This is a genomic window from Streptomyces sp. NPDC094034, from assembly GCF_040303865.1.
Taxonomy (GTDB): Bacteria; Actinomycetota; Actinomycetes; order Streptomycetales; family Streptomycetaceae; genus Streptomyces.
Map to the genome: position 1 here is coordinate 137,894 of NZ_JBEOUD010000007.1, position 26,385 is coordinate 164,278.

At 69.4% G+C, this 26,385-nt stretch carries 21 protein-coding genes and 1 pseudogene; 11 read left to right on the forward strand and 11 right to left on the reverse strand.

Annotated elements, in window-relative coordinates; translation table 11 throughout:
* Positions 1–4: 4 nt before the first annotated feature.
* Positions 5–1,153 (reverse strand): TadA family conjugal transfer-associated ATPase, encoded by a 1,149-nt coding sequence (locus tag ABTZ59_RS09535; RefSeq protein ID WP_351393285.1) that lies wholly within the window; start codon positions 1,151–1,153, stop codon positions 5–7.
* 35 nt (positions 1,154–1,188) lie between these two features.
* Positions 1,189–2,286, reverse strand: a complete 1,098-nt coding sequence (gene ssd, locus ABTZ59_RS09540) for a septum site-determining protein Ssd (RefSeq protein WP_351393288.1) — start codon at positions 2,284–2,286, stop codon at positions 1,189–1,191.
* A 515-nt stretch (positions 2,287–2,801) separates the two neighbouring features.
* Here ssd and ABTZ59_RS09545 point away from each other — a divergent pair.
* The gene (locus ABTZ59_RS09545; protein WP_351393291.1) at positions 2,802–3,638 is read left to right on the forward strand and encodes an HAD family hydrolase; all 837 of its coding nucleotides are present in this window, start codon (positions 2,802–2,804) and stop codon (positions 3,636–3,638) included.
* A gap of 460 nt (positions 3,639–4,098) precedes the next feature.
* Here the strand turns inward: ABTZ59_RS09545 and ABTZ59_RS09550 are convergent, their stop codons facing one another.
* On the reverse strand, positions 4,099–4,977 hold the full coding sequence (locus ABTZ59_RS09550) for a Fic family protein (RefSeq protein ID WP_351393294.1): 879 nt from the start codon (positions 4,975–4,977) through the stop codon (positions 4,099–4,101).
* A 102-nt stretch (positions 4,978–5,079) separates the two neighbouring features.
* On the opposite strand from ABTZ59_RS09550, the gene ABTZ59_RS09555 reads away from it, so the two are divergent.
* The gene (locus ABTZ59_RS09555; protein ID WP_351393297.1) at positions 5,080–6,066 is read left to right on the forward strand and encodes an ATP-binding protein; all 987 of its coding nucleotides are present in this window, start codon (positions 5,080–5,082) and stop codon (positions 6,064–6,066) included.
* A 227-nt stretch (positions 6,067–6,293) separates the two neighbouring features.
* Here ABTZ59_RS09555 and ABTZ59_RS09560 read toward each other — a convergent pair whose 3' ends face one another.
* The gene (locus ABTZ59_RS09560; RefSeq protein ID WP_351393300.1) at positions 6,294–7,571 is read right to left on the reverse strand and encodes a polysaccharide deacetylase family protein; all 1,278 of its coding nucleotides are present in this window, start codon (positions 7,569–7,571) and stop codon (positions 6,294–6,296) included.
* Positions 7,572–7,879: 308 nt separating this feature from the next.
* Between ABTZ59_RS09560 and ABTZ59_RS09565 the strand changes: the two genes are divergently transcribed.
* The 6 genes and pseudogenes from ABTZ59_RS09565 to ABTZ59_RS09590 all read left to right on the forward strand — a co-directional run bounded on the left by ABTZ59_RS09565 (position 7,880) and on the right by ABTZ59_RS09590 (position 16,533).
* Positions 7,880–10,612 carry a bifunctional SulP family inorganic anion transporter/carbonic anhydrase gene (locus ABTZ59_RS09565; protein ID WP_503002482.1) on the forward strand — a complete coding sequence of 911 codons (2,733 nt, stop codon included), beginning with the start codon at positions 7,880–7,882 and terminating at the stop codon, positions 10,610–10,612.
* 240 nt (positions 10,613–10,852) lie between these two features.
* Positions 10,853–12,808 (forward strand): acetate--CoA ligase, encoded by a 1,956-nt coding sequence (gene acs / locus ABTZ59_RS09570; protein WP_351393303.1) that lies wholly within the window; start codon positions 10,853–10,855, stop codon positions 12,806–12,808.
* 299 nt (positions 12,809–13,107) lie between these two features.
* Positions 13,108–14,504 (forward strand): annotated as a pseudogene (gene nhaA / locus ABTZ59_RS09575) (Na+/H+ antiporter NhaA).
* Between the two features lie 62 nt (positions 14,505–14,566).
* The gene (locus ABTZ59_RS09580) at positions 14,567–15,061 is read left to right on the forward strand and encodes a phage holin family protein (protein ID WP_351393306.1); all 495 of its coding nucleotides are present in this window, start codon (positions 14,567–14,569) and stop codon (positions 15,059–15,061) included.
* A complete protein-coding gene (locus ABTZ59_RS09585; protein ID WP_351393309.1) occupies positions 15,058–16,047 on the forward strand; it encodes an alpha/beta fold hydrolase in 990 nt (329 codons plus the stop codon). Before ABTZ59_RS09580 ends, ABTZ59_RS09585 begins: the two co-directional genes overlap by 4 nt.
* A 306-nt stretch (positions 16,048–16,353) precedes the next feature.
* Complete coding sequence (locus ABTZ59_RS09590; RefSeq protein WP_249952792.1) at positions 16,354–16,533, forward strand: hypothetical protein; 180 nt, start codon at positions 16,354–16,356, stop codon at positions 16,531–16,533.
* 123 nt (positions 16,534–16,656) lie between these two features.
* Here ABTZ59_RS09590 and ABTZ59_RS09595 read toward each other — a convergent pair whose 3' ends face one another.
* From ABTZ59_RS09595 to nth, 3 genes are all read right to left on the reverse strand, one after another.
* Positions 16,657–17,856, reverse strand: a complete 1,200-nt coding sequence (locus ABTZ59_RS09595; RefSeq protein WP_351393315.1) for a MarP family serine protease — start codon at positions 17,854–17,856, stop codon at positions 16,657–16,659.
* Between the two features lie 165 nt (positions 17,857–18,021).
* Entirely contained in the window at positions 18,022–18,747 is a 726-nt protein-coding gene (locus tag ABTZ59_RS09600; RefSeq protein WP_351393318.1) for an NUDIX hydrolase, read from the reverse strand.
* Positions 18,748–18,963: 216 nt separating this feature from the next.
* The gene (nth, locus tag ABTZ59_RS09605; RefSeq protein WP_503002506.1) at positions 18,964–19,986 is read right to left on the reverse strand and encodes an endonuclease III; all 1,023 of its coding nucleotides are present in this window, start codon (positions 19,984–19,986) and stop codon (positions 18,964–18,966) included.
* A gap of 270 nt (positions 19,987–20,256) precedes the next feature.
* On the opposite strand from nth, the gene ABTZ59_RS09610 reads away from it, so the two are divergent.
* The gene (locus ABTZ59_RS09610; protein ID WP_030353254.1) at positions 20,257–20,931 is read left to right on the forward strand and encodes a Crp/Fnr family transcriptional regulator; all 675 of its coding nucleotides are present in this window, start codon (positions 20,257–20,259) and stop codon (positions 20,929–20,931) included.
* Between the two features lie 156 nt (positions 20,932–21,087).
* Here the strand turns inward: ABTZ59_RS09610 and ABTZ59_RS09615 are convergent, their stop codons facing one another.
* From ABTZ59_RS09615 to sp36, 4 genes are all read right to left on the reverse strand, one after another.
* A complete protein-coding gene (locus ABTZ59_RS09615) occupies positions 21,088–21,918 on the reverse strand; it encodes an MBL fold metallo-hydrolase (RefSeq protein ID WP_351393322.1) in 831 nt (276 codons plus the stop codon).
* Positions 21,915–22,904 (reverse strand): NUDIX hydrolase, encoded by a 990-nt coding sequence (locus ABTZ59_RS09620; RefSeq protein ID WP_351393325.1) that lies wholly within the window; start codon positions 22,902–22,904, stop codon positions 21,915–21,917. The genes ABTZ59_RS09615 and ABTZ59_RS09620 overlap by 4 nt, the downstream gene beginning before the upstream one ends.
* Positions 22,905–23,186: 282 nt before the next feature.
* Complete coding sequence (locus ABTZ59_RS09625) at positions 23,187–23,657, reverse strand: RidA family protein (RefSeq protein WP_351393330.1); 471 nt, start codon at positions 23,655–23,657, stop codon at positions 23,187–23,189.
* Positions 23,654–23,815 (reverse strand): Sp36 family protein, encoded by a 162-nt coding sequence (gene sp36 / locus ABTZ59_RS09630; RefSeq protein WP_014178397.1) that lies wholly within the window; start codon positions 23,813–23,815, stop codon positions 23,654–23,656. Before sp36 ends, ABTZ59_RS09625 begins: the two co-directional genes overlap by 4 nt.
* 86 nt (positions 23,816–23,901) lie before the next feature.
* Here sp36 and bagA point away from each other — a divergent pair, with 86 nt between their 5' ends.
* Together bagA and bagB are read left to right on the forward strand one after the other, a co-directional pair.
* Positions 23,902–24,867, forward strand: a complete 966-nt coding sequence (gene bagA / locus ABTZ59_RS09635) for an ATPase BagA (RefSeq protein ID WP_351393333.1) — start codon at positions 23,902–23,904, stop codon at positions 24,865–24,867.
* Positions 24,864–26,264 carry an ATPase BagB gene (gene bagB, locus ABTZ59_RS09640; protein ID WP_351393336.1) on the forward strand — a complete coding sequence of 467 codons (1,401 nt, stop codon included), beginning with the start codon at positions 24,864–24,866 and terminating at the stop codon, positions 26,262–26,264. Before bagA ends, bagB begins: the two co-directional genes overlap by 4 nt.
* Positions 26,265–26,385 lie beyond the last annotated feature (121 nt).

The following is a 26,385-nucleotide window of genomic DNA, read 5'->3' on the forward strand; positions in this document are numbered from 1 at the left end:
GATGTCACCGCGCGCCTCCGATCAGCGCCAGCAACCGCGGCCAACCACGGTCGTACACGAAGCCTCCGGCGCCCCAGCGCAACGCGGGCACCGGGACCACCAGCCCCGCGCCGTCCCGCTCCAGCACATGCACCTCGGCGATCCTCCGCCGCCTGTCGCGGTCCCGTACCAGATGGATCACGACCGACAGCGCGGCCGCCAGCTGGCTGTGCAGCGCCGCACGATCGAGGCCTGCCGCCGTTCCCAACGCCTCCAGACGCGCGGGCACGTCCGCCGCCGTATTCGCGTGTACGGTGCCGCAACCTCCCTCATGCCCCGTGTTCAGGGCGGCGAGCAGTTCGGTGACCTCATGGCCTCGGACCTCACCGACGACCAGCCGGTCCGGCCGCATCCGCAACGCCTGTCTGACGAGATCCCGCAACGTCACCAGGCCCGCGCCCTCCTGGTTCGCCGGTCTCCCCTCCAGCCGCACCACATGCGGATGGTCGGGCCTCAACTCGGCGGAGTCCTCGGCCAGTACGATCCGCTCACGCTCCCCGACCAGACCGAGCAGGGTGGACAGGAGCGTGGTCTTTCCTGTGCCCGTGCCACCACTGATCAGGAACGACTGCCGAGCTTCGATCAGTGCCCGCAAGACCCCCTCCCCGCCCGGCGGTACCGTCCCCGCCGCGGTCAGCTCCGCCAGCGAGAACGCCTTGGGCCGCACCACCCGCAGTGACAGGCAGGTCGAGCCGACCGCCACCGGCGGCAGGACCGCGTGCATCCGTGTGCCGTCGGGCAGTCGCGCGTCCACCCAGGGCCGGGCGTCATCGAGCCGGCGCCCGGCCACGGCGGCGAGCCGCTGCGCCAGCCTCCGTACGGAGGCGGCGTCGGCGAATGACACGGCCGTCAGTTCAAGGCCGCCGCCCCGGTCCACCCACACCTGGTCCGGCGCGGAGACAAGCACGTCCGTCACCTCGGGGTCGTCGAGAAGCGGCTCCAGAGGGCCCGTCCCCACCAGCTCGCACCGCAACTCCGCCGCCGCTCCGAGCACCTCCGTATCGCCGAGCAACCGCCCCTGAGCCCGTAACGCCGCCGCCACCCGCGCCGGTGTGGGGTCCGCCCCGCTCTCCGCGAGCCGCTGCCGTACGGCGTCCAGCAGCCCGTGCGCCACCGCGCCGCTTTTCCTCCCAGCCACCGAAGCGCCGTTCAAGGGGTCACACTCCCGTCCCCGGCCAGCGCCCGCTCCCAGAAGGCCGTACAGAACGCGGCCAGCGGTCCGCGCGCACGCGATCCCGGGGGCGCACCGCCGTCCTGGGACTCCGGCAGCCCCGGCTCCAAGGGCAGTTCGCCCACCAGAGGCAGCCGGAGCGCGTCGGCGATCCACCGCTCGTCCAGCCCGGCGGCGTACGGACCCCGGACCACCACCCGTAGATCCCTGAGGACCATGCCCGCCAGCGAGGCCACCCGGCCGGCCGCGGCGACGGCCCGCAGCTCGGCGGGCACTACCAACAGCCCCAGATCCAGCTGTGCCAGGGCCTCCGACACGGCTTCGTCGACGCGCCGGGGAAGATCCACGACGACGACCCCACCGCGTCTGCGGGCCGCCGCGAGCACCGACCGCATGGCCTCCGGCTGAATCACCACCGAATCGCCGCGGTCCCAGCTGAGCACCCGCAACTCATGGAGCCGGGGCAGCGACTCCTCCAACGCGCCGCCCGCGACACGTCCCTTGGAAGCGGCGAAATCCGGCCACCTTCTGCCCTCCGCCTGCTCGCCGCCCAACACCACGTCAAGGCCGCCACCGAGCGGATCGGCGTCGACGAGCATCGTGCGCCGCCCGGCGCGCGCTGCCGTGACGGCCAGGGCGCACGCCAGCGTGGACGCCCCCGCGCCCCCTCGCCCGCCGATCACACCGACGGTGAGCGCGGGGCGGCCGACGCCTTCAGCGGCATCCGCGATCCGGTCGACGAGCCAGCTCTCGGCGTCCGGCAGCCGCAGCACGCAGTCCGCACCGATCTCCACCGCTCGCCGCCATACACCCGGGTCGTCCTGGTCCCGCCCGACGAGCAGCACGCCCCGCCTGCGGGTGGCGCCACGGCAGCGCGCCGCCGCGTCGTCGCCGACGAGAACCATCGGCGCGTCCTCCCAGCACCCTTTCCGCTCCGGCACCGAATGATGGACTTGCGGCTCGGCACCGGCCGCCGCGCAGAGCCTCAGCAGATCGTCGAGCAACTCCACGTCCTCGGTCAGGATCAGTGGTCCCGCCCCGTTACCCCCACCGATCCGTGAACGATCCGATGTCATGGATCCAGCCACGATCTCAACCCCCTATCTCTTCTTCTCGATCCGGCTATCCGCGAGCACTTCTCTCCGCGATCTCGCAGTGATCCGGTATCCGCGATTCCGGCTTCCGCGAACTTCGCGACAGGAATCACCGTGCAGGGCAACAAGAAATCGTGTGGATCTTGCTCGAAAACTGTGGACAACTCACCAGTTGTGAATATCCCGGTAGCTCATACCAGTGACTTCCGGAGAGCAGCGCATTGGCTACACACAGTGACGGGCATGCTTGCGGAGGCGCCACCACGCGCAGAGCCTCAGAAAGGGGGACGAGTGGCCTCGAAGAGCCAAAAACGCGTCCGGACATGCGACGACCCCCGCCGGGGGGGAGAGCGGGGGTCGTCCCCACGGCCGACTCGGGGGGGGAGGAGCCGGACCGGGTTAGCACGGTCGCGAACGATCCGTGACTTCCATGGTGTACCCGAGAGCCTTCTCAGGCAAACCCACGCGCCCCAGCTTACGCCGAATGGTGGGCGCATATGCTCGGCCTCGTGGAAAACCACTCCTTGCCGCGCACAGCAGCCTTCTTTGACCTGGACAAGACGGTCATTGCGAAGTCATCGACGTTGACCTTCAGCAAGTCCTTCTACCAAGGCGGCCTGATCAACCGCCGCGCCGTACTGCGCACCGCATACGCGCAGTTCGTCTTCCTCGCCGGAGGCGCCGATCACGACCAGATGGAGCGGATGCGGGAGTATCTCTCCGCGCTCTGCAAGGGCTGGAACGTCCAGCAGGTCAAAGAGATCGTCGCCGAGACACTGCACGATCTCATCGACCCGATCATCTACGACGAGGCGGCGTCCCTCATCGAGGACCATCACATCGCCGGCCGCGATGTGGTGATTGTGTCCACCTCCGGCGCGGAGGTCGTCGAGCCCATCGGCGAGTTGCTCGGCGCCGACCGGGTGGTGGCCACCCGGATGGTCGTCGGCGCCGACGGCTGCTTCACGGGCGAGGTGGAGTACTACGCGTACGGGCCGACCAAGGCCGAGGCGATCAAGGCGCTCGCCGCGTCCGAAGGGTACGACCTCTCCCGCTGCTACGCGTACAGCGACTCCATCACCGACGTCCCCATGCTCCAGTCGGTGGGGCACCCCTACGCGGTCAACCCCGACCGCGCGCTGCGCCGGGAGGCGACGGCGCGCGACTGGCCGATTCTCGTCTTCAACCGTCCCGTGCGACTCAAACAGCGCCTGCCCGACTTCTCCATGCCGCCCCGGCCGGCACTGGTCGCCGCGGCAGCCGTGGGCGCGGCTGCGGCGACAGCCGGGCTGGTCTGGTACGCAAGCAGGCGACGGCAGTCGACGCCGGCTTGATGCCGTCCCCCTGAACCGCCCATGAAGCCGCCCCCTGAGGCCGTCCGGTCTCAGGGGCACCCGGCCGGCCAAGACCCTCACAGTATGACCGTTTTGCCATTATTTGAACCTAAAAGTAAAGAAGTCCAGCCAGGGGTTTCACATCCCTGCGGACAGGAGTAGAAAGGAGTCAACGGCCCGCGAGACCAAGGACATCCGAGAGGATCACCTGTTTACGCACCAGGCCCCACGGACCGAGCATGAAAACTGAGCACCCACGCGACGTCGACCCGTCGAATACGGGCCAGCCGCACCAGGTGACGGGCGAAGTACCCGACCTGATGGGCAACACAACGAGGACGCTTGGTAACTCAGTGGACATGCCAGCGGCGGTGCCAACGAGGCGCCGCCGCAACCCTGTTCAGGCCGCCTTCGCCCGGGTCGCCTTCACCCGGGCCACGTTCGCCCGGGCGGCCTCCACTCAGGCCGCGCCCCGCTGAAGCGCTTCGCAGACGGCGGTCGATTCGCGTACTCCCAGCTCGATCGCCCGACCACAATGGATGATCCAGGCCGCCATGCCCTCCTGGGTGCCCGACGCGTAACCGTCAAAGGCAGCGGCATACGCCGTGCGCCCCAGCTCCGCGTGACCCACCTCAGCCGGGCAGACCGACTTGGGGTCGAGGCCGCTGCCGATCAGCACGACGCGCTCGGCCGCCCGCGCCACCAGGCCGTTGTACGAGCCGAAGGGGCGCAGCGCCAGCAGCTCGCCGTGCACCACCGCCGCCGTCACCAGGGCCGGCGCCCTGCTGGGCGCGATCACCAGCCGCGACAGTCCCTCCAGCCGCCCGGCCACCTCGTCGGCGTCCGGCAGCGGCGCCTTGGTCAGCGGTTCCGGCACATCGTCTCCGGGCGCCTCCACGACCGGCTCGCCGGCGAGCCGGGGCCGCCCCACGGTCTCGTCCGTGACACCCGCGCCCCCGGCGGCCACCAGATGCAGCCTGGCGAGCACACGCAGCGGTGACTGCCCCCAGATGGAGAGGAGTTGACCCGCCTCGGCATTCAGCCGGAGCGCCGCGCCGACCGTACGGGACTCGGCCTCCGAACCGAAGTCGCTGCGTCGGCGCACCTCTTCGAGCGCCCAGTCCGCACCGGACAGCGCCGCAGAGCCACGTGCGGCGCGCAGGGCCGCCTCGGAGGTGACCTCATTGCTGCGGCGGCGCATCACGCGGTGGCTGTAGACACGGTCGACCGCCCTGCGCACGGAATCCACCGCGTCGGGAACACCGGGCAGGGAGGCCAGTGCGAGCAGTGGGTCGTCCGGCCGAGGCGCGAAGGAAGCGTCAGAGGCAGTCGTACTCATAAGTAGGGAGGCTACGCGCCCTCGCCGCGCGCCCCACCTTGGAGTGGTCTTCCTCACTCAGTCACCTCACCTTGAGCGAGATTGCCACTACTCTAGGTGAACATGAAGATCGCTTTCGTGGGCAAGGGCGGCAGCGGCAAGACCACGCTGTCCTCGCTCTTCATCCGTCATCTGTCCGCCAACGAGGCCACCGTCGTCGCGGTGGACGCCGACATCAACCAGCATCTCGGGGCCGCGCTCGGCCTCGACGAGACGGAAGCGGCCGCGCTGCCCGCCATGGGTGGGCATCTTCCGCTGATCAAGGACTATCTGCGGGGCAGCAATCCGCGGATCCCGTCGGCCGAGGCGATGATCAAGACAACACCTCCCGGTGAGGGGTCACGCCTCCTGCGGGTCGGCGAGAACAACCCGGTGTACGAGGCGTGCGCCCGTACCGTCCAACTGGACGACGGCGAGATCCGGCTGATGGCCACCGGCCCCTTCACCGAGTCCGATCTGGGGGTGAGCTGCTATCACTCCAAGGTCGGCGCGGTCGAGCTGTGCCTCAATCATCTGGTCGACGGCCCGGACGAGTACGTGGTGGTCGATATGACGGCGGGCTCGGACTCGTTCGCCTCCGGGATGTTCACCCGGTTCGACATGACGTTCCTGGTGGCGGAGCCGACGCGGAAGGGCGTGTCCGTATACCGCCAGTACAAGCAGTACGCGCGGGACTTCGGCATCTCGCTGAAGGTCATCGGCAACAAGGTCCAGGGCAGGGACGATCTGGACTTCCTGCGCGAGGAGGTGGGCGACGACCTGCTCGTCACCGTAGGCCACTCCGACTGGGTCCGGGCGATGGAGAAGGGCCGGCCGATCCGCTTCGAGCTCCTTGAGGCGGACAACCGCTGCGCGCTCCAGACCCTCCAGGATGCGGCGGAGGACTCCTACGAGCTACGCGACTGGGAGCGGTACACGCGGCAGATGGTCCACTTCCACCTGAGGAACGCGGAGAGCTGGGGCAACGCGAAGACGGGTGTCGACCTCGCCGCGCAGGTCGACCCCGCCTTCGTCCTGAGCGAAGCACTCGCCGTGCCCCAGCCGTCCTGAGTCACACACCTCAGCCCAGTCGGCGGACGGAGTCCGACACGCGTCCCGAAGCCCGGAAGGCGCCCCGGCGCCGACCGGTGCGAGGAACGCAGAAGGAGGAAAAGGAGGAATCTGCCTCGCCGCGCAGGTCGACCCCGCCTTCGTCCTGAGCGAAGCACTCGCCGTGCCCCAGCCGTCCTGAACCAGAAACTCCGAAGCGTTCGTCCCCCGTTCCGCCGGCGGCGCCGTCAGTGCTCTTCGGAGTGGTCGGCCGGGCGGGCCGGCGGGGACGGGCTCTTGCTCGCGGGGGCGGCCGCGAGCGCCGTCCAGCCGCCCTTGGGTGCCTTGCCGACGCCCAGGCCGCGGTACTTCTCCAGGGTCTGCGGGTCCTGCGCGTCCAGCCAGTCGGTGAGCTGGCGGAACGTCACGCACCGCACGTCCTTCTGGACGCAGACCGTCTTGATGGTGTCCTCGACGGCGGTCATGTACGTGCCGCCGTTCCAGGACTCGAAGTGGTTGCCGATGATCAGCGGCGCGCGGTTCCCGTTGTAGGCGCGGTCGAAGGCTTCCAGCAGACCGTCACGCATCTGGTTGCCCCAGTACGCGTGCTGAGAAGGATCGCCGTTGACCGTCCCCGACTGGTTGAACATGAAGTTGTAGTCCATCGAGAGCGTCTCGAAATCACGCCCCGGCACGGGTACCAGCTGGAGCGGAATGTCCCAGAGGCTGTCCGTCTTCTTCGGCCAGACCTGGTCGCCGATGCCGCTGGAGTCGTAGCGGAACCCCATCGTCTTCGCCGCCCGCATCATGTTCTTCTGCCCTTCCAGGCAGGGCGTGCGGGCGCCGATCATTTCCTTGTCGTAGTCGAAGGGGAGCGGGGCCTCGTCCGTCAGGCCCGAGTTGGTCTTCCAGTTCTTCACAAAGGACTTGGCCTGGTTGATCTCGCTCTTCCACTCATCGACGGACCAGGTGCCGACGCCGCCCTCGTTGCCGCAGAAGTGACCGTTGAAGTGGGTGCCGATCTCATTGCCGTCGCGCCAGGCGCCCCGCAGCTCCCGCAGCGTGTCCCTGATCCCGTCGTTGTCATTGAAGCCGATGTCCGAGGTGCCGCGACCGTGCTGGGGCGGGGCGTACAGGTCGGCCTTCTCCTCGGGGAGCAGATAGACGCCGCTCAGGAAGTACGTCATCTTCGCGTTGTACTTCTTGGCCACCCCGCGGAAGTGGGAGAAGAGCTTCTGGCTGTCCTCGCCCGCGCCGTCCCAGGAGAACACAACGAACTGGGGCGGCTTCTGGCCCGGCTTCAGCTGCTCAGGCTTCGGCATATGTGGCTGGGCACCGGTGAAGGCGGTCGAGCCGTCACCGATGAGTTGTACGGCGTTCCCGGCGGCTCCGGGGGCCTTCCCGGGGCCGGGTGCGCCATTGGTGACCTTGCCATTGGCTCCCTGAGATCCGGAACACCCCGCGAGCCCGACGGCGAGCGCCATGACGGCGGCCCCCCAGCCGATTCTCCTTGTGGCGGCCAGCATCCGCCCACCTCTTCCTTCAGATTTCAGTACCGAAGTGCCGAGCGGCGACGACTGCCGGCACGGCGCCGAGCGCCGACAACGTCGCACTGAGACCGATAAGAAGAAGAAACGACAAGCCGTACAAGATCACTAATCACTCCCCCAGGTGAACCATTGCCCCATTTGCCCGGAAAGTCATGCCGGAGTCTTTACTCTCCATTACGATCTATTTACCGAGTGTTGAGGAAGACGTCCCGCCACTGCACGCCGTGACCCACGGCCGCGCCCCCCACACATTGCGACCGCGCCGCCCGGAGGAGACGGGAAATATGACTGCCGCCATCCCCACCCGCACCAACCCCGTGTCCTGGACCGCCCGCGTCGACTCCACGATCCGGACCACTCCCATTGAGACCGTGTCCCGGTTCACGCGCATCTCGCAGTTCCGACGGCCCCGCAGACCGCCCGGTGGAGACCGCGACGACCGCCGCGGCCCTGGAGGGGGCGAAGGACGCGGAGGGCGCGGGTTCCGGATCGCCGGAGCCGACGTGTCCGCGTCGATTTCCGTCTTCCTGATCGCGCTGCCGCTCTCCCTGGGCATCGCGCTCGCCACCGGCGCACCGCTCCAGGCGGGACTGGTGGCCGCCGCCGTCGGCGGTCTGGTCGTCGGCCGGCTGGGCGGGGCCCCGCTTCAGGTCAGCGGTCCCGCCGCCGGGCTCACCGTCGTCACCGCCGATCTGATCCATCAGTTCGGCTGGCGCGTCACCTGCGCCATCACCATCTGCGCGGGACTCGCCCAACTCGGCCTCGCGGCGCTGCGGGTCGCCCGCTCGGCGCTCGCCGTCAGCCCGGCGATCGTGCACGGCATGCTCGCCGGCATCGGCGTCACGATCGCGCTCGCCCAGCTCCATATCGTGCTCGGCGGCAAGCCGCAGAGTTCCGCCATCGACAATGTGCGCGGTCTGCCCGCCCAGTTGGCCAATCTGCATCCGGGCGCGCTCTCCGTAAGCCTTCTGACCATCGCCGTACTGCTCGGCTGGCCACGGATTCCGGGGCGTACGGGGCGGATCGTACGCAAGATCCCGGGCACGCTCGCCGCGGTGACGATCACGACGGCCCTGGCCGCGCTCGCCGGGGTCAGCCTGGAGCGCGTCGATCTGCCGTCCTGGAGCAGCCATGCCCTGCCCGCGCTGCCAGAGGGGCCGGTGCTCGGACTGCTCGCGGCCGTTCTCACGGTCACTCTCGTCGGCAGTGTCGAATCACTGCTGTCCGCGGTCGCCGTGGACAAACTGGCGGCGGCCCGCAAGAAGCCCGGCGTCCAGATCCCGCGCGCCCGGCTGGACCGGGAGCTGGCCGGACAAGGGGCCGGGAATGTCGTCTCGGGTGCGCTCGGCGGCCTGCCCATCACCGGCGTCGCCGTACGCAGCGCCGCCAATGTGGCGACCGGCGCGGTGAGCCGTAACTCGACCATGCTGCACGGGCTGTGGATCGCCATCGCGGCCCTGCTGCTGGTGCCCGTGCTGGACCTGATCCCGCTGGCCGCCCTGGCCGCGCTCGTGATGGTCGTCGGGGTCCAGATGGTGAACCTCGTCCATCTCCGCAGTGTGCAGCGGAACCGCGAGATGCTGGTGTATGTGGTGACGCTGGCCGCCGTGGTGTTCACCGGCGTGCTGGAGGGCGTGGTGATCGGGATCGCGGTGGCGGTCGCGGTGGCACTGCACCGGCTCACCAGGACCCGGATCACGGTCGAGGTGCGGGACGGAGTCCACCGCGTACGCGCGCGGGGCCAGTTGACGTTCCTCGCAGTGCCTCGGCTCAGCCGGGTGCTGCACCAGGTGCCCTGGGACGTGGACTGCGTGGTCGAGCTGGATGGATCCTTCATGGACCATGCGGCGTTCGAGGCCCTGCACGACTGGCAGACGGCGCATATCGCCCATGGCGGTACGGCCGAGTTCACCGGCCGGGCGGGCGGCCGGATCGCCGAGCCCGCCATGGAGTCGCCCACCTGTTGCCCGCCTTGGACGCCATGGCGCAACCACCCGTGCGGAGAGCACGCTCTCGCGCAGCCGAACGCCTCGCCGCGTTCTGGGCAGACGGACCACGCCCCGCCCACGGTCTGCCCACCCACAGTCGGCTCACCCACAACCGACCCGCCCACGGTCTGCCCACCCGCACTCGGCTCACCCACAACCGACCCATCCGCAGTCGGCCTGTACGCGGCCGGACTGTCGTCAACCGTCCCGCCCGCGGCCGGCCCATCCACAGCAGACCCATCCACCATCAGCCTGTGCGCGGCTGACCTGTGCACGGCCGACCTGTCCGGGACCCACCCGTCCGCAGGCGTGGCGCGTTCACCCGGAATCCGTCAACTGGCCAACGGGATCAGCTCCTTCCAGCGCAATACGGCCCCGCTGGTACGCGCTGAGCTGGCCAGGCTGGCGCGCGAGGGGCAGCGGCCCTCTCAGCTCTTCCTCACCTGCGCCGACTCCCGGCTGGTGACGAGCATGATCACGTCCAGTGGTCCGGGCGACCTGTTCACCGTACGGAACGTGGGGAATCTCGTCCCGCTGCCCGGCGCGGACGGCGCGGACGATTCGGTGGCCGCGGCGATCGAGTACGCGGTGGACGTCCTGCGCGTGGAGTCCATTACCGTCTGCGGGCATTCGGGATGCGGGGCGATGCAGGCGCTGCTGAACACCCCCGCCGGCGCGGACGGGTCCGGGACCCCGCTGCGGCGCTGGCTGCGCCATGGGCTGCCCAGCCTGGAGCGGATGCGAAACCGTCAGCACTCCTTGGCGAGGATCTCCGGACGGCTGCCCGCCGACGCGGTCGAGCAGCTCTGTCTGACCAATGTCGTCCAGCAGTTGGAGCATCTGCGGGCCCATGAGTCGGTGGCCCGACGGCTGGCCGAGGGCACCCTGGAACTGCACGGGATGTACTTCCATGTGGGCGAGGCCCAGGCGTATCTGCTGGCGGACGGAGTCGGGTCCAGCGGTGACCGCGGCGACGAAGAGGTGTTCGATCTGGTGGCCCCGACCACGCTGGAGGAGTCGCGCGCCTGAACCGAACTCGTACCGCATCCGTGAGAGTCTGTGGCCCCCCTTCCCACCACCCCGGGGAGGAGGGCCACATCTCAGTCGGACGCGGGGACAGCGGATCCGGGCCCGTGTCCGGGCGGCGGATCCGACCCCATCACACAGGTCTAAACCAATTCCTGGAAGCCCCTTGTCACCCGGGCATCCGCCTGATGAGCTTGGCCCGGGACACATAGGACATAGGACGCCCTGGGAAAGGGAGATGTCGTGAGCAACGAAAGCCTGGCCAACCTGCTCAAGGAGGACCGGCGGTTCGCCCCGCCGACCGAGCTGGCCGCGCACGCCAATGTGACGGCGGAGGCGTACGAGCAGGCCGAGGCGGACAGGCTTGGCTTCTGGGCCGAGCAGGCGAGGCGGCTCACTTGGGTCACCGAGCCGACCGAGACGCTGGACTGGTCGAACCCACCGTTCGCGAAGTGGTTCGCGGACGGCGAGCTGAACGTCGCCTACAACTGCGTCGATCGCCATGTGGCGGCCGGTCACGGAGACCGCGTGGCCATCCACTTCGAGGGTGAGCCCGGCGACAGCCGCGCGATCACCTACGCGGAGCTGAAGGACGAGGTGTCGCGGGCCGCCAACGCGCTCACCGAGCTGGGGGTGCGCGCGGGCGACCGGGTCGCCGTATATCTGCCGATGATCCCCGAGGCCGCGGTCGCCATGCTGGCCTGCGCCCGGATCGGCGCCGCGCACTCCGTGGTCTTCGGCGGCTTCTCGGCCGACGCCGTCGCCTCCCGTATCCAGGACGCCGACGCCAAGCTGGTGATCACCTCCGACGGTGGCTACCGCCGCGGCAAGCCGACCGCCCTCAAGCCGGCCATCGACGAGGCCGTGGCGAAGTGCCCGCAGGTCGAGCGGGTGCTGGTGGTCCGCCGTACCGGCCAGGACACCGCCTTCGACGACTCCCGTGATGTGTGGTGGCACGACATCGTCGGGCGTCAGTCCCCGGAGCACACCCCCGAGGCGTTCCCCGCGGAGCACCCGCTCTTCATCCTCTACACCTCGGGTACGACGGGTAAGCCCAAGGGCATCCTCCACACCTCGGGCGGCTATCTCACCCAGGCCGCCTACACCCACCACGCCGTCTTCGACCTCAAGCCCGAGACGGACGTGTACTGGTGCACGGCCGACATCGGCTGGGTGACCGGCCACTCGTACATCGTGTACGGGCCGCTGGCCAACGGCGCCACCCAGGTGATGTACGAGGGCACTCCCGACACCCCGCACCAGGGGAGGTTCTGGGAGATCATCCAGAAGTACGGGGTGACGATCCTCTACACGGCGCCGACCGCCATCCGTACGTTCATGAAGTGGGGAGACGACATCCCCGCGAAGTTCGATCTCACTTCCCTGCGGGTGCTGGGCTCGGTCGGTGAGCCGATCAACCCCGAGGCGTGGATCTGGTACCGCGAGCACATCGGCGCAGGCAAGACCCCGATCGTGGACACCTGGTGGCAGACCGAGACCGGCGCCATGATGATCTCCCCGCTCCCCGGCGTGACGGAGACCAAGCCGGGCTCCGCCCAGCGCGCCCTGCCAGGGATCTCGGCGACCGTCGTGGACGACGAGGCCCGCGAGGTACCCGACGGGGGCGGCGGCTATCTCGTCCTGACCGAGCCCTGGCCGTCGATGCTGCGCACCATCTGGGGCGACGACCAGCGGTTCATCGACACGTACTGGTCCCGCTTCGAGGGCAAGTACTTCGCCGGGGACGGCGCGAAGAAGGACGACGACGGCGATATCTGGCTGCTCGGGCGGGTGGACGACGTCATGCTCGTCTCCGGCCACAACATCTCGACGACGGAGGTGGAGTCGGCCCTCGTCTCGCACCCCAAGGTCGCCGAAGCCGCCGTGGTCGGTGCCACGGACGAGACGACCGGCCAGGCCATCGTCGCCTTCGTGATCCTGCGGGGCTCGGCCGTCGTCGACGACGGTCTCGTGGCCGAGCTGCGCAACCATGTCGGCACCACGCTGGGTCCGATCGCGAAGCCCAAGCGGATCCTCCCCGTCGCGGAACTGCCGAAGACCCGCTCGGGCAAGATCATGCGGCGGCTGCTGCGGGATGTCGCGGAGAACCGCCAGCTCGGCGATGTCACCACGCTCACCGACTCGTCGGTCATGGAGCTCATCCAGTCCCAGCTGCCCAGCGCGACCAGCGAGGACTGAGCGGGGCGGGTACGTAAGTACGTCCGTACGTCCGTAGATTCGTCGGCACGTCGGGTCCGTCAGGTACGTCAGGTCCTTCGGTCCGTCGGGTCCTTCGGTCCGTCGGTATGTAAGCAGTGGGGCGCTCGGTATTCGATGCCGGGCGCCCTACTGTGTGCTCCCCTGCGCGGCGACAGCCGCGGCCGGGTAAAGTAGGCAACGCGTAAAAAACACAACAAGATTTTCAAGGTGCGCCGGGAAGTCTGGTCGGCATGTGATGCGTCATGCCCGCAGATCGACCGGAGGACTCCGCTGTGCCCATATCCGCGCCCACACCCACCAGCCGTAAGTTCCTCGGACGGCTCCCGCTGCCCGAGCGGAACTATCTCGCTGAGGCACTGCGCACGGAGACCGTCGGCGGCGTCCTTCTGCTCGTCGCCGCCATCGCCGCCCTCCTCTGGGCGAACACCCCGCTGAGCCACAACTACGAGGCCGTACGCGACTTCCACATCGGACCCGCCGCGCTCGGCCTCGACCTCTCCATACAGCACTGGGCGGCCGACGGTCTGCTCGCCATCTTCTTCTTCGTCGCCGGTATCGAGCTGAAGCGCGAACTGGTGGCCGGGGAACTGCGCGATCCCAAGGCCGCCGCACTCCCCGTGATCGCCGCGCTCTGCGGAATGATCGTGCCCGCACTGGTCTATGTGCTGGTCAACACGACCGGCGGCGGGTCTCTGAGCGGCTGGGCCGTGCCCGTCGCCACCGATATCGCCTTCGCGCTCGCCGTCCTCGCGGTTATCGGCACCTCCCTGCCCTCCGCGCTGCGTGCCTTCCTCCTCACCCTCGCGGTCGTCGACGATCTCTTCGCCATCCTGATCATCGCCATCTTCTTCACCAGCGATCTGGACTTCGCGGCGCTCGGCGGCGCGGTCGCCGGTCTCGTCGTCTTCTGGATCCTGCTGCGCAAGGGCGTACACGGCTGGTATGTGTACATCCCGCTGGCGCTGGTCATTTGGGGCCTGATGTACAACAGCGGCGTCCACGCCACCATCGCCGGTGTCGCGATGGGTCTGATGCTGCGCTGCACCAAGAACGAGGGCGAGGACCAATCCCCCGGCGAGCACATCGAGCATCTGGTGCGCCCCATCTCGGCAGGTCTGGCCGTACCGCTGTTCGCGCTCTTCTCCGCGGGAGTCTCGGTCTCGGGCCATGCGCTCGGCGAGGTCTTCACCCAGCCGGAAACCCTTGGTGTCGTACTGGGGCTGGTCGTCGGCAAGGCGGTCGGTATCTTCGGTGGCACGTGGCTGGCCGCGCGCTTCACCAAGGCCGAGCTGAACGAGGACCTGGCCTGGCCCGATGTCTTCGCGCTCGCCTCGCTCGCCGGGATCGGTTTCACCGTCTCGCTGCTCATCGGCGAGCTGGCCTTCTCGACGAACCCCGCGCTCACCGACGAGGTGAAGGCCGCGGTGCTGACCGGCTCGGTCATAGCCGCCGTCTTCTCCGGGGTACTGCTGAAGCTGCGGGTCCGCACGTACCGTGCGTTGTACGAGGAGGAGGAGCGGGACGAGGACCGGGACGGTATCCCCGACATCTATGAACAGGACGATCCGGCATACCACTTGCGCATGGCGGAGCTGTACGAGGCGAAGGCCGCCGAGCACCGTCGGCTGGCGGAACACGCGGGGCAGCGCGCGGAGACGGCGACGGTCCGGCATGATCGGACAACGGATTCGTAGCCGACGGTCCGTAGCCGAGAAGAGCGAGAAGAGGGAGTCACCGATGAGCGACCCCGGCAAGCATGTCGCCGACGCCGTCCGGACCGGCACCGTGATCGAAGCCGCCGCCGGCGACCGCAGCATTGGCCAGTTGGTCGCCTCGGCCACCGCCGAGATGTCCGCGCTGGTGCACGATGAGATCGCCCTGGCCAAGGCCGAGATCCGACAGGACGTCAAGCGTGGTGTGACGGGCGGGACCGCCATCGCGATCGCGGCGGTGTTCGCCCTGTTCTCCCTGCCGGTGCTGAGTTTCGCCGCCGCGTACGGGATCCACAATCTGGGGCTCGGGCTCGCCTGGTCGTTCCTGATCGTGGGCGGAGCGTTTCTGATCCTCGCGGCGCTGCTCGCCGGGCTCGCGCTGTTGAAGTTCAAGAAGGTGAAGCCGCCGGAGAAGTCCATCGCCTCGGCCAAGGAGACGGCGGCCGTCCTTCAGAACGTGAAGCCGCATCCCCGCCAGGTCCGGGAAGTCACCAAGTCTGTGGCACGCTCGTCTGCATGACCGCCCCTGAATCCGACCCCGGCAAGACCTCCGGCACGGTGCCTGGCACGCCCTTCGGTGGGACCTCAGGAGCGACACCGGCTTCCGCCGTCCGTCTCGATGGTCCCTGGACCCATCGCGATGTGGCGGCCAATGGTGCGCGCTTCCATATCGCCGAGATGGGCGAGGGGCCGCTGGTGTTGCTGCTCCATGGCTTCCCGCAGTTCTGGTGGACCTGGCGCCATCAGCTGACCACGCTGGCGGACGCCGGGTTTCGCGCGGTGGCCATGGATCTACGGGGGGTGGGCGGTAGCGACCGTACGCCCCGGGGGTACGACCCCGCCAATCTGGCGCTCGACATCACCGGGGTGGTGCGCTCTCTCGGCGAGCCGGACGCGGCGCTCGTCGGCCATGATCTGGGCGGCTATCTCGCCTGGACGGCGGCGGTGATGCGGCCCAAGCTGGTGCGCCGGCTCGCGGTGTCCTCGATGCCGCACCCGCGCCGCTGGCGCTCGGCGATGCTCTCCGACCTCTCGCAGAGCCGCGCCGGATCGTATATCTGGGGCTTCCAGCGACCGTGGCTGCCGGAGCGTCAGCTCGTGGCCGACGACGCGGCGCTGGTGGGGCAGCTGATCCGGGACTGGTCGGGCCCCCGGCCGCCCGACGACGAGGCGATCGGGATCTACCGGCGCGCGATGACCATCCCGTCGACCGCGCACTGCTCGATCGAGCCGTACCGCTGGATGGTGCGGTCGATGGCGCGGCCGGACGGCATCCAGTTCAACCGGCGGATGAAGCGGCCGGTGCGGGTGCCGACGCTCCAGTTGCACGGGTCACTCGACCCGGCGATGCGAACGCGCAGCACGGCGGGGTCGGCCGAGTATGTGGAAGCGCCCTATCGCTGGCGGCTGTTCGATGGTCTGGGGCACTTTCCGCACGAGGAGGACCCCGCCGCGTTCTCGGCGGAACTCATCAACTGGCTCAAGGACCCCGAGCCGGACCGCTGAACGGGGGTGTGGGGGGCGGCGAGGCACGTGGGCGGCGAGGCCCGTCGACGGCGACCGGGGGCGGCTGCGGGCGGCTGCGGCTGCGGGCGGCTCCTGCGGCTGGGCGCGGCTGCGACTACAGGCGGCTCCCGCCCGGCTCCTGCGGCTGCGGGCGGCTGACACGGACTGGTGAAGAGCGACGCGCCGCCCGCCCCGGTTATCACCCTTTGAACGCTTGTCCTACGAACAGCCAAATGCCTCGCGCATAGGCCAATTGGCCCTCTCTCGCGCGGTTACCGACCATGGGCCAGGGGCACAGGTCGAAGTATGGGCTGGACGCACGACTACGGTGACGCAGCACGCAACCGCCGCTCGGCCTCTGCGCCGATCACCCACAGAAGGGGCGGGTCCGACGAGCAGGGCCATGATCCCCGGCTCGGTATTTCCCTGATCCTCCGCCGCAGAGCGCGCTGGGTCTCCGCCCGGCTGCGCCATCAGCGTTCCTGAGGGCATGTCTCAGAGTTCCGCCCGGCGGGCCGGGCGGAACTCTGAGGACACAGCCGAGAGCGACACGGCCCAGAACGACACAGCCGAGAGCGACACGGCTCTGAGCGACACGGCTCTGAGCGCTTAGAGTGCGCACCCCTGGGTGTCGACCTGCTGGTTGGCGCTCCGGCCGAGCGTGATGTCGTCGCGGATCTCGTCCGCCGTCAGGGCGTAGCCGGTCTGGGGGTCGTCGAGCGACCTGGCGAAGATCACTCCGTACACCTTGCCCTCGGTGGTGAGGAGCGGGCCTCCAGAGTTGCCCTGGCGTACGGTCGCGAACAGTGAGTAGACATCGCGCCGGACCTCGCCGTGACGGTAGATGTCGGGGCCGTCGGCGTCGATACGGCCCCGGACGCGCGCGGAGCGTACGTCGTACGAGCCGTTCTCCGGGAAGCCCGCGACGATCGCGCTGTCGCCGCTGACCGCGTCCTTGTCGGTGAACTGGAGCGGCTCGGCAGGGAGGTTCGGCACGTCGAGTACGGCGATGTCGCGCTGCCAGTCGTAGAGGACGACCTTGGCGTCGTACAGCCGTCCCTCACCGCCTATCTGGACGGTGGGCTCCTCCACGCCGCCGACCACATGCGCGTTGGTCATCACCCGTCGGTCGGCGAAGACGAAGCCTGATCCTTCGAGGACCTTGCCGCAGGTGGGCGCCGTACCGACGACCTTGACGATCGACTGCTGGGCGCGGGCCGCCACCGGGCTGCCCGCGAGCGCCGGATCCGGGGCCTGCACCTCGGTGATGGGCTCATTGGCGAACGGGCTGAAGACCTGCGGGAAGCCGTTCTGGGCCAGTACCGACGAGAAGTCCGTGAACCAGCTGGACGCCTGGGTGGGCATCACGCGGGAGACCCCCAGCAGCACCTTTGAGCTGCGGACCTCCTTGCCGAGCGTGGGCAGTGAGGTCCCGGCGAGGGCGGAGCCGATCAGCCAGGCCACGAGCAGCATGGCCACGACATTGACCAGCGCGCCGCCACCGGCGTCCAGGGCGCGGGCCGGCGACCACGTGATGTAGCGGCGCAGCTTGTTGCCGAGGTGCGTGGTGAAGGCCTGGCCCACCGAGGCACAGACGATCACTATGACGATCGCGACGACGGCGGCCGTCGTGGAGACCTCGGAGTCCGCGGTCATCTCCGCCCAGACCACGGGCAGGAGATACACCGCCACGAGACCGCCACCGAGAAAGCCGATCACCGACAAGATGCCCACCACGAAACCCTGGCGGTAGCCGACGACCGCGAACCACACGGCGGCGAGCAGCAGCAGGATGTCCAGCACGTTCACCGTCAATAGCCTCGCTTGCCTCGCGGATACGTCTCCATCGCCCCGCCCCTTCGGCGGGGTGCCCCGCCCGGCCGTCGGTACGGAGGTTCCGGCGGCCCTGGCGACCGGCGGCGGAGCCACCGAGGTCAGGAACCTCCGAAGGGTGGAACATTGGGGGTCAGCCTGTCATGCACGCCAGTCGAGCGGGACCAGCTTGGAGCGGTCCCATGGCTGCTCCCAGCCCGCGAAGTACAGGATCCTGTCGATCACTCCGGCCGTAAAGCCCCAGACCAGCGCGGATGCGACCAGAAAGGCCGGGCCGCGGTGGCCGCTGGGGTGCCGGGCGGTCGCGCGGTTGGCCGGGTCCGTGAGATCCGCCACGGGGACGGTGAAGACCCGGGCGGTCTCGCCGGGGTCGACGACGCCCACGGGGGTGGGGCTGCGCCACCAGCCGAGCACGGGCGTCACGACGAACTCGCTCACCGGGATGTAGAGCTTGGGCAGCACGCCGAAGAGCTGGACCCCGGACGGATCGAGACCGGTCTCCTCCTCGGCCTCGCGCAGCGCCGCCCGCAGCGGTCCCGTGGTGGCCGGATCGCCGTCGGCGGGATCGAGGGAGCCGCCGGGGAACGAGGGCTGTCCCGGATGCGAGCGCAGGGTGCTGGAACGCTCCATCAGCAGGAGCTCGGGGCCGCGGGCGCCCTCGCCGAAGAGGATCAGGACGGCGGACTGCCGCCCGTCGCCGCTCTCCGGCGGCAGAAAGCGGCTGAGCTCTTCCGGTACGACGGTCCGCGCGGCGCGCACGACGGGCATCAGCCAGTCGGGCAGCCCGTCGGCGGAGACGGCGACCCCGGCCGTCGCCGGGTCGCCGTAGGTCTCTTTCGCTCGGTAGGTCTTTTCAGCTCGCGTCATAGGCACCCCTGTCGTACAACGCCTGCCGTCGGCCGGATCGTTCCGCCCGCATCCGGCTCCACTCGTTCGTGCTTCGTACTTGCGCTTGGCGCTTCGTGCTTGCGCTTCGTGCTTCCTGCTTCGTGCTTCTTGCTTCGTACTTCATGCGCGCGGTGCGTGCTCCGTGCCCGTGTTGAGCTGGTGCCGTCGTGTCCTCATACGGCGAGGACCCCTCGCCTACTCAACGCGCGCCGGGGCCGGTTTGCCCGGGTAGTCGGCGGGCGGGCTCAGACGCTGGCCGGGATAGCCGCCCATCTCGTACTTCAGCAGCTTGCGCGCCTTCTCCGGGTCCGTCTCGCCCTCTCCGTACGAGGGGCAGAGATGCGCGATCGGACAGGCACCGCAGGCCGGCTTGCGGGAGTGGCAGATCCGGCGGCCGTGGAAGATCACGCGGTGCGAGAGCATCGTCCACTCGCTCTTGGGGAAGATAGCGGCGATCTCCGCCTCGACCTTCTCCGGATCCTCCTGCTCGGTCCACTTCCAGCGGCGGACCAGCCGGCCGAAGTGGGTATCGACCGTGAGGCCGGGGACGCCGAAGGCATTGCCGAGAACGACGTTCGCCGTCTTGCGGCCCACGCCCGGCAGCGACACCAGATCCTCCAGTCGGCCCGGGACCTCGCCGTCGAACCGGTCACGCAGCGCCGTGGACAGGCCGATGAGCGACTTCGCCTTGGCCCGGAAGAAGCCCGTCGGGCGGACGGCCTCCTCCAACTCCTCCGGCACGGCCGCGGCCATGTCCTCGGGGGTCGGGTACTTCGCGAAGAGCGCGGGCGTCGTCTGGTTGACCCGCAGGTCGGTGGTCTGGGCGGACAGGACCGTCGCCACCAGGAGCTCGAACGGGTTCCGGAAATCGAGCTCGGGATGGGCATACGGATAGACCTCGGCCAACTCGCGGTTTATCCGGCGGGCCCGGCGGACCATCGCCAGATGCGATTCCGGTTTGGCCGTGGCTTTGGCTGCGGTTTTGGCCGTGGTCTGGGCCGTGGCCTTTGCTGTGGCCTTTGTCGTGGTCTTGGCCGTGGCCTCTGTCGTGGTCTTGGCGGCGGGCTCTGCGGCCGCGGTCTTGGTCACCGCCTTGCCCGTTGACCCTTTTGCGGCTTTTTTCCGTTTCACTGAAGGCTGTTCGCCCACAGCGGAATTCTTCTCCGCGGACACTCTTCCAGCCCCCTTGGCCTGCGCTGTCACCGGCGAGTTGGACACTCGGCCAGCGTAAAGCCCCGCACTGACATCCGCCCCGGCCACGGCCCATCGCCACCCGAATCGGCATCCAGGGCACAGTGGGGCACGCGCGTACGTCAAACTTGTGACTGATCGCACGGTTTCGAACAACCGGAATTCGGTACCCGGACCAATCAGCCCGGGGATGCCAAGCCACCCGAGAACAAGCGGCCCGTACGGCATCATGGGGACCACGGTCCCTTCGCAGGTGGGGACCACAGTTCCCTGAGCAGGTCGACAAGGAGAGAACACGTGGACGACGTTCTGCGGCGTGCCCCGCTCTTCGCGGCGCTCGATGACGAGCAGGCGGCGGAGCTCCGCGCCTCGATGAGTGAAGCGACGCTCGCGCGCGGTGACGCGCTCTTCCACGAGGGCGACCCGGGCGACCGCCTCTATGTGGTCACCGAGGGCAAGGTCAAGCTTCACCGCACCTCCCCCGACGGCCGCGAGAACATGCTGGCCGTACTCGGCCCCGGCGAACTGATCGGCGAGCTGTCCCTCTTCGACCCCGGCCCGCGCACCGCCACCGCGAGCGCGCTCACCGAGGTCAAGCTCCTCGGGCTCGGCCACGGCGACCTCCAGCCCTGGCTGAACGCCCGCCCGGAGGTGGCCACGGCCCTGCTGCGCGCCGTCGCACGCCGACTGCGCAAGACGAACGACCAGATGTCCGACCTGGTCTTCTCCGACGTCCCGGGCCGCGTGGCCCGCGCGCTCCTCGATCTGTCGCGCCGCTTCGGCGTCCAGTCGGAGGAGGGCATCCATGTCGTCCACGACCTGACCCAGGAAGAGCTGGCCCAGCTGGTCGGCGCCTCCCGCGAGACGGTCAACAAGGCGCTCGCCGACTTCGCGCAGCGCGGCTGGCTGCGTCTTGAGGCGCGCGCGGTGATCCTGCTGGACGTGGAGCGCCTCGCGAAGCGCTCCCGCTGACGCGGGCCGACACGGGCTGACACCCGCTGCCCCCCGCCACTGGGCACTGGGACCACCAGACCGGCTTTACGAAGGGCTCCGCCTCCTGGCGGGGCCCTTCTGCTTTCCGCCCTTCGCCCTTCGCCCTTCTGCCCTTCGTTCCCCCGAACGCGGCCGTCAGATGAGGCCGTGCTCGCGCAGATACTCCAGCTGCGCCCTTACGGACAGTTCGGCCGCGGGCCACAGGGATCTGTCCACCCCCGCGTACACATACGCCACCACCTCTGCGGGCGTACGGTGCCCGTTCTCCACGGCCGTCTCGACCTGGGCGAGCCGGTTCGCGCGATGAGCGAGATAGAACTCGACGGCGCCCTGGGCGTCGTCCAGGACCGGCCCATGGCCCGGCAGCACCGTATGGACTCCGTCGTCGACCGTGAGCGAGCGCAGCCGGCGGAGCGAGTCGAGGTAGTCGCCGAGCCTGCCGTCCGGGTGCGCGACGAGTGTCGTGCCCCGGCCCAGGATGGTGTCGCCGGTGAGCACCGCGCGGTCGGCGGGCAGATGGAAGGAGAGCGAGTCGGAGGTGTGGCCCGGGGTGGGCACCACCCGCAGCTCAAGACCCCCGGTGGTGATGACGTTCCCGGCCGTCAGCCCCTCGTCCCCGAGGCGCAGCGCCGGGTCCAGGGCTCGGACAGGGGTACGGGTGAGCGCGGCGAAGCGTGCCGCGCCGGCCGCGTGGTCCGGGTGGCCATGGGTGAGCAAGGTCAGCGCGATCCGCTTCCCGGCCCTCTCCGCGACTTCGATGACCGCTTTGAGATGGAGTTCGTCGAGCGGGCCGGGGTCGATGACGACCGCCGACGGCGAGTCCGGCTCCGAGACGATCCAGGTGTTGGTGCCGTCGAGGGTCATCGCGGAGGCGTTCGGGGCGAGGACATTGATGGCGCGGGCCGTGGCGGGACCGGAGAGCACCCCGCCGCGCGGCTGGCCCGGGAGGGCGGCGGCGTCGGTCATCGGGGACCTCCCGACGGATACGGATGGGGGCTCGGGTCGGGGCTGGGGTCGGGGCCCGGGTCGGGGCTCTGCCTCGGTTCGAGGCCCGGGTCGGTGCTCGGCCTCGGGCTCGGGCCCTGCTGTTCGCTCGGCCTCGGTTCCACGTGCTTGGTGAACTCCTCGTGACCGGGCCAGCTGAGCACCAGCTCCTCGCCCTCCAGCCGGGCCGTGGCAAGTACAGGCGCCAGATCGCGGCCGTCGGAGTCGGCGAGCGCCTCGTCGGCCGTACCGTACGACTGGAGCTGACGCAGCGTCGCGACGGTCGGCGGCATCATCAGCAGCTCGCCCCTGTCGTACGCCTGCGTCGCCTCGGCCGGTCTGATCCACACCGTACGGTCGGCCTCCGTGGAAACGTTCCTGGTCCGCTGGCCCGGTGGGAGCGCGGCCACGAAGAACCAGGTGTCGTAGCGGCGCGGTTCGAACTCCGGGGTGATCCAGCGGGCCCACGCGCCGAGCAGATCGCTGCGCAGCGCCAGCCCGCGCCGGTTGAGGAACTCGGCGAACGACAGCTCGTGCCCTGCGAGGGCGACGCGGTCGGCCTCCCAGTCGTCGCCCGTGGTGTCGCCGACGACCGTGTCGGCGGTCTCCCCGGCGAGCAGGACGCCGGCCTCCTCGTAGGTCTCGCGGACCGCCGCGCACACGATGGCCTGCGCGGACGCGGCGTCGACGCCGAGCCGTCGCGCCCATACGTCACGGCCGGGGCCGGCCCAGCCGACGGCCGGGTCGTCGTCCCGGGGATCGACTCCGCCGCCGGGGTAGGCGTACGCGCCCGCGGCGAACGCCATGGAGGCGCGGCGCCGCAGCATATGGACGGCCGGGCCGGCGGGATCGTCGCGCAGGAGCATCACGGTCGCGGCCCGCCGGGGAGTCATCGCGGTGATCTCACCGGCGGCGAGGGCCCGGATCCGCGCGGGCCATTCGGGCGGGTACCACTGACCATTGGGCATGGCCGGATGCTATGCGCTGGCACGGGGATGTTCGAGAGGCGCTGGGGGCCATGTGTTGGGCACCACGTACAGAAAGATCCCGCCCGGTGCCGCCATACATACACGCACCGGGCGGGATCTTCAGCGAAGCGCCGGACGGGAAAGCTCCAGACGCAGGAACTCCAGACGTGGAAACACCGGAAGCGGAAGCGAAAGCGCCAACAGCAGGACGCACGCGCCCAGCTTTCGATCAGCTCTGCCTTCGGTCAGCCCAGCTTTCGGTCAGCCCAGCCTTCGGTCAGCTCAGCCCTCGGTCAGCTCCACCTGGATCTCGATCTCGACCGGCGCGTCCAGCGGCAGCACCGCCACGCCCACGGCGCTGCGCGCGTGCACGCCCTTGTCCCCGAGGACCTGGCCGAGCAGTTCGCTCGCACCGTTGAGGACACCCGGCTGGCCGGTGAAGTCGGCGGCCGAGGCGACGAAGCCCGTGACCTTCACCACGCGCGCGATCCGGTCCAGATCGCCGATGACGGACTTCACGGCGGCCAGGGCGTTCAGCGCGCAGGTGGCCGCCAGTTCCTTGGCCTCCTCCGCGGTGACCTCGGCGCCGACCTTGCCGGTGACCGGAAGCTTGCCCTCCACCATCGGGAGCTGGCCCGCGGTGTAGACGTACGCGCCGGACCGTACGGCCGGCTGATAGGCCGCCAGCGGCGGTACGACCTCGGGCAGCCTCAGCCCGAGGCCGGCGAGGGTGGCCTCGACGGCTCCGCTCATGCGGCTTTCTCCCGCTTCAGATAGGCCACCAGCTGCTCCGGGTTGTTCGGCCCGGGAACGACCTGGACGAGCTCCCAGCCGTCCTCGCCCCAGGTGTCCAGAATCTGCTTGGTCGCGTGCACGAGAAGGGGCACGGTCGCGTATTCCCACTTGGTCATGGAGGCGACTGTAGCCGTACCGCGCGAGTCGTAGCGCGGGGCAGCCTCGTGCGTAGCCCGCCGCCCGACTGGTTAGGCTCGAATACGTGAGCAGGCTCCAGGTCGTCAGCGGCAAGGGCGGTACCGGTAAGACGACGGTCGCCGCCGCCCTCGCGCTCGCCCTCGCCACCGAGGGGAAGCGCACGCTCCTCGTCGAGGTCGAGGGCAGACAAGGCATCGCACAGCTCTTCGAGACGGAGGCCCTTCCGTACGAGGAGCGGAAGATCGCCGTCGCCTCGGGCGGCGGTGAGGTGTACGCGCTGGCCATCGACGCCGAGCGCGCCCTCCTCGACTATCTCCAGATGTTCTACAAGCTCGGCAGCGCGGGCCGGGCGCTCAAGAAGATCGGCGCGATCGACTTCGCGACGACGATCGCGCCCGGGGTCAGGGACGTACTGCTGACCGGCAAGGCGTGCGAGGCGGTGCGCAGGCGCGACAAGAGGGGACGTTTCGTCTACGACTACGTCGTGATGGACGCCCCGCCCACCGGCCGCGTCACCCGCTTCCTCAATGTGAACGACGAGGTGGCGGGGCTGGCGAAGATCGGCCCGATACACAATCAGGCGCAGGCCGTGATGCGGGTCCTGAAGTCGCCCGAGACGGCCGTGCATCTGGTGACGCTGCTGGAGGAGATGCCGGTCCAGGAGACCGCGGACGGCGTCGCCGAACTGCGGGGCGCGGAGCTGCGGGTCGGCAAGGTGATCGTGAACATGGTCAGGCCGCATCTCCTGGACGAGGCCGCCGTGCGCGCCGCGGCCGGCGATCGCCGCAAAGAGGTCGCCAAGGCGCTCGCCGCCGCCGGCGTGCCCGCGCCCACGAAGCTCGTCGGACCGCTGCTCGACCAGGCGGCGGAGCACGCGCAGCGCGTGGAGCTGGAGCGCGAACAGCGGGCCGTCCTGACCAAGCTGGGGCTGCCCACGTACGAACTCCCCCTGGTCGGCGAGGGAATGGATCTCGCCGGTCTGTACCGACTGGCGGGGGAGCTACGGCAACTCGGGGAGGTCTTCGCATGACCCTGGACTCCACCGCCGCCCCCCTCGAAATCGATCCGCTGCTCGACGACCCGGCCACCCGTATCGTCGTGTGCTGCGGCTCGGGCGGTGTCGGCAAGACGACGACCGCGGCGGCACTCGGCGTACGGGCGGCGGAGCGCGGCAGGAAGGTGGTCGTCCTCACCATCGATCCGGCCCGCCGGCTGGCCCAGTCGATGGGGATCGACTCGCTCGACAACACGCCGCGGCAGGTGAAGGGCGTCGAGGGCCCCGGCGAACTGCACGCCATGATGCTCGACATGAAGCGCACCTTCGACGAGATCGTCGAGGCGCACGCGGACCCGGACCGGGCCCGCGCCATTCTGGAGAACCCGTTCTACCAGTCCCTGTCGGCCGGCTTCGCGGGCACGCAGGAGTACATGGCGATGGAGAAGCTGGGGCAGCTGCGGTCCCGCGACGACTGGGACCTGATCATCGTCGACACGCCGCCGTCGCGCTCCGCGCTGGACTTCCTGGACGCGCCGAAGCGGCTCGGTTCCTTTCTCGACGGGAAGTTCATCAGACTGCTGATGGCCCCGGCCAAGATGGGCGGCCGGGCGGGGATGAAGTTCCTGAATGTCGGTATGTCGATGATGACGGGCACGCTCGGAAAGCTGCTCGGTGGCCAATTCCTGCGCGATGTACAGACGTTCATCACCGCGATGGACACGATGTTCGGCGGCTTCCGTACGCGCGCGGACGCGACGTACCGGCTGCTTCAGGCGCCGGGTACAGCGTTTTTGGTGGTCGCGGCGCCGGAGCGGGACGCCTTGCGGGAGGCGGCGTACTTCGTGGAGCGGCTGGCCGCCGAGGAGATGCCGCTGGCCGGGCTGGTGCTCAATCGTGTCCATGGCAGCGGCGCGGCACGGCTGTCGGCGGAGCGGGCGCGGGCCGCGGCGGAAAATCTTGAAGACGGCCGCATTGTGGATCAGGGGGCCGGGAATGCTCAGAGTCGTGGCAGTGCAGTCCCGGACGGCTCTTCTCCCGAAGCCTCCGAGACGCACGAGCCCCTCGCACCCACCTCAGCTCACGCGTCTGCCAAATCTGCTGTAACTGACACATCTGACGTATCCACCACGCCCGCCGCCTCGGCCGCACCCGAATCGGTCGCGTCTGCCACAGCGTCTGCCGCGACTTCCGGCAGAAGTTCTGGCACAAGTTCTGTCACAACTGTGGAACAGTTGACGGCGGGTCTGCTGCGCCTGCATGCCGAACGGATGCAGGTGCTCGCGCGTGAAGAGCGCACGCGCGACCGCTTCACCGCGCTGCACCCCGAGGTGGCGGTGGCGGAGGTCCCCGCCCTGCCCGGCGACGTTCACGACCTTGCCGGGCTCAGGGCCATCGCGGATCGCCTCGCGGCGGGCGGCACGACGAGCTGACCACCGTCACGACGAACTGAGCATCGTCACGACGAGCTGACCATCGTCACGACGAGTTGAGCATCGTACGGCCGGCCTGGTCACTCCACCGGCCCCCCTACCGGTTACCGCACCGCCGGGT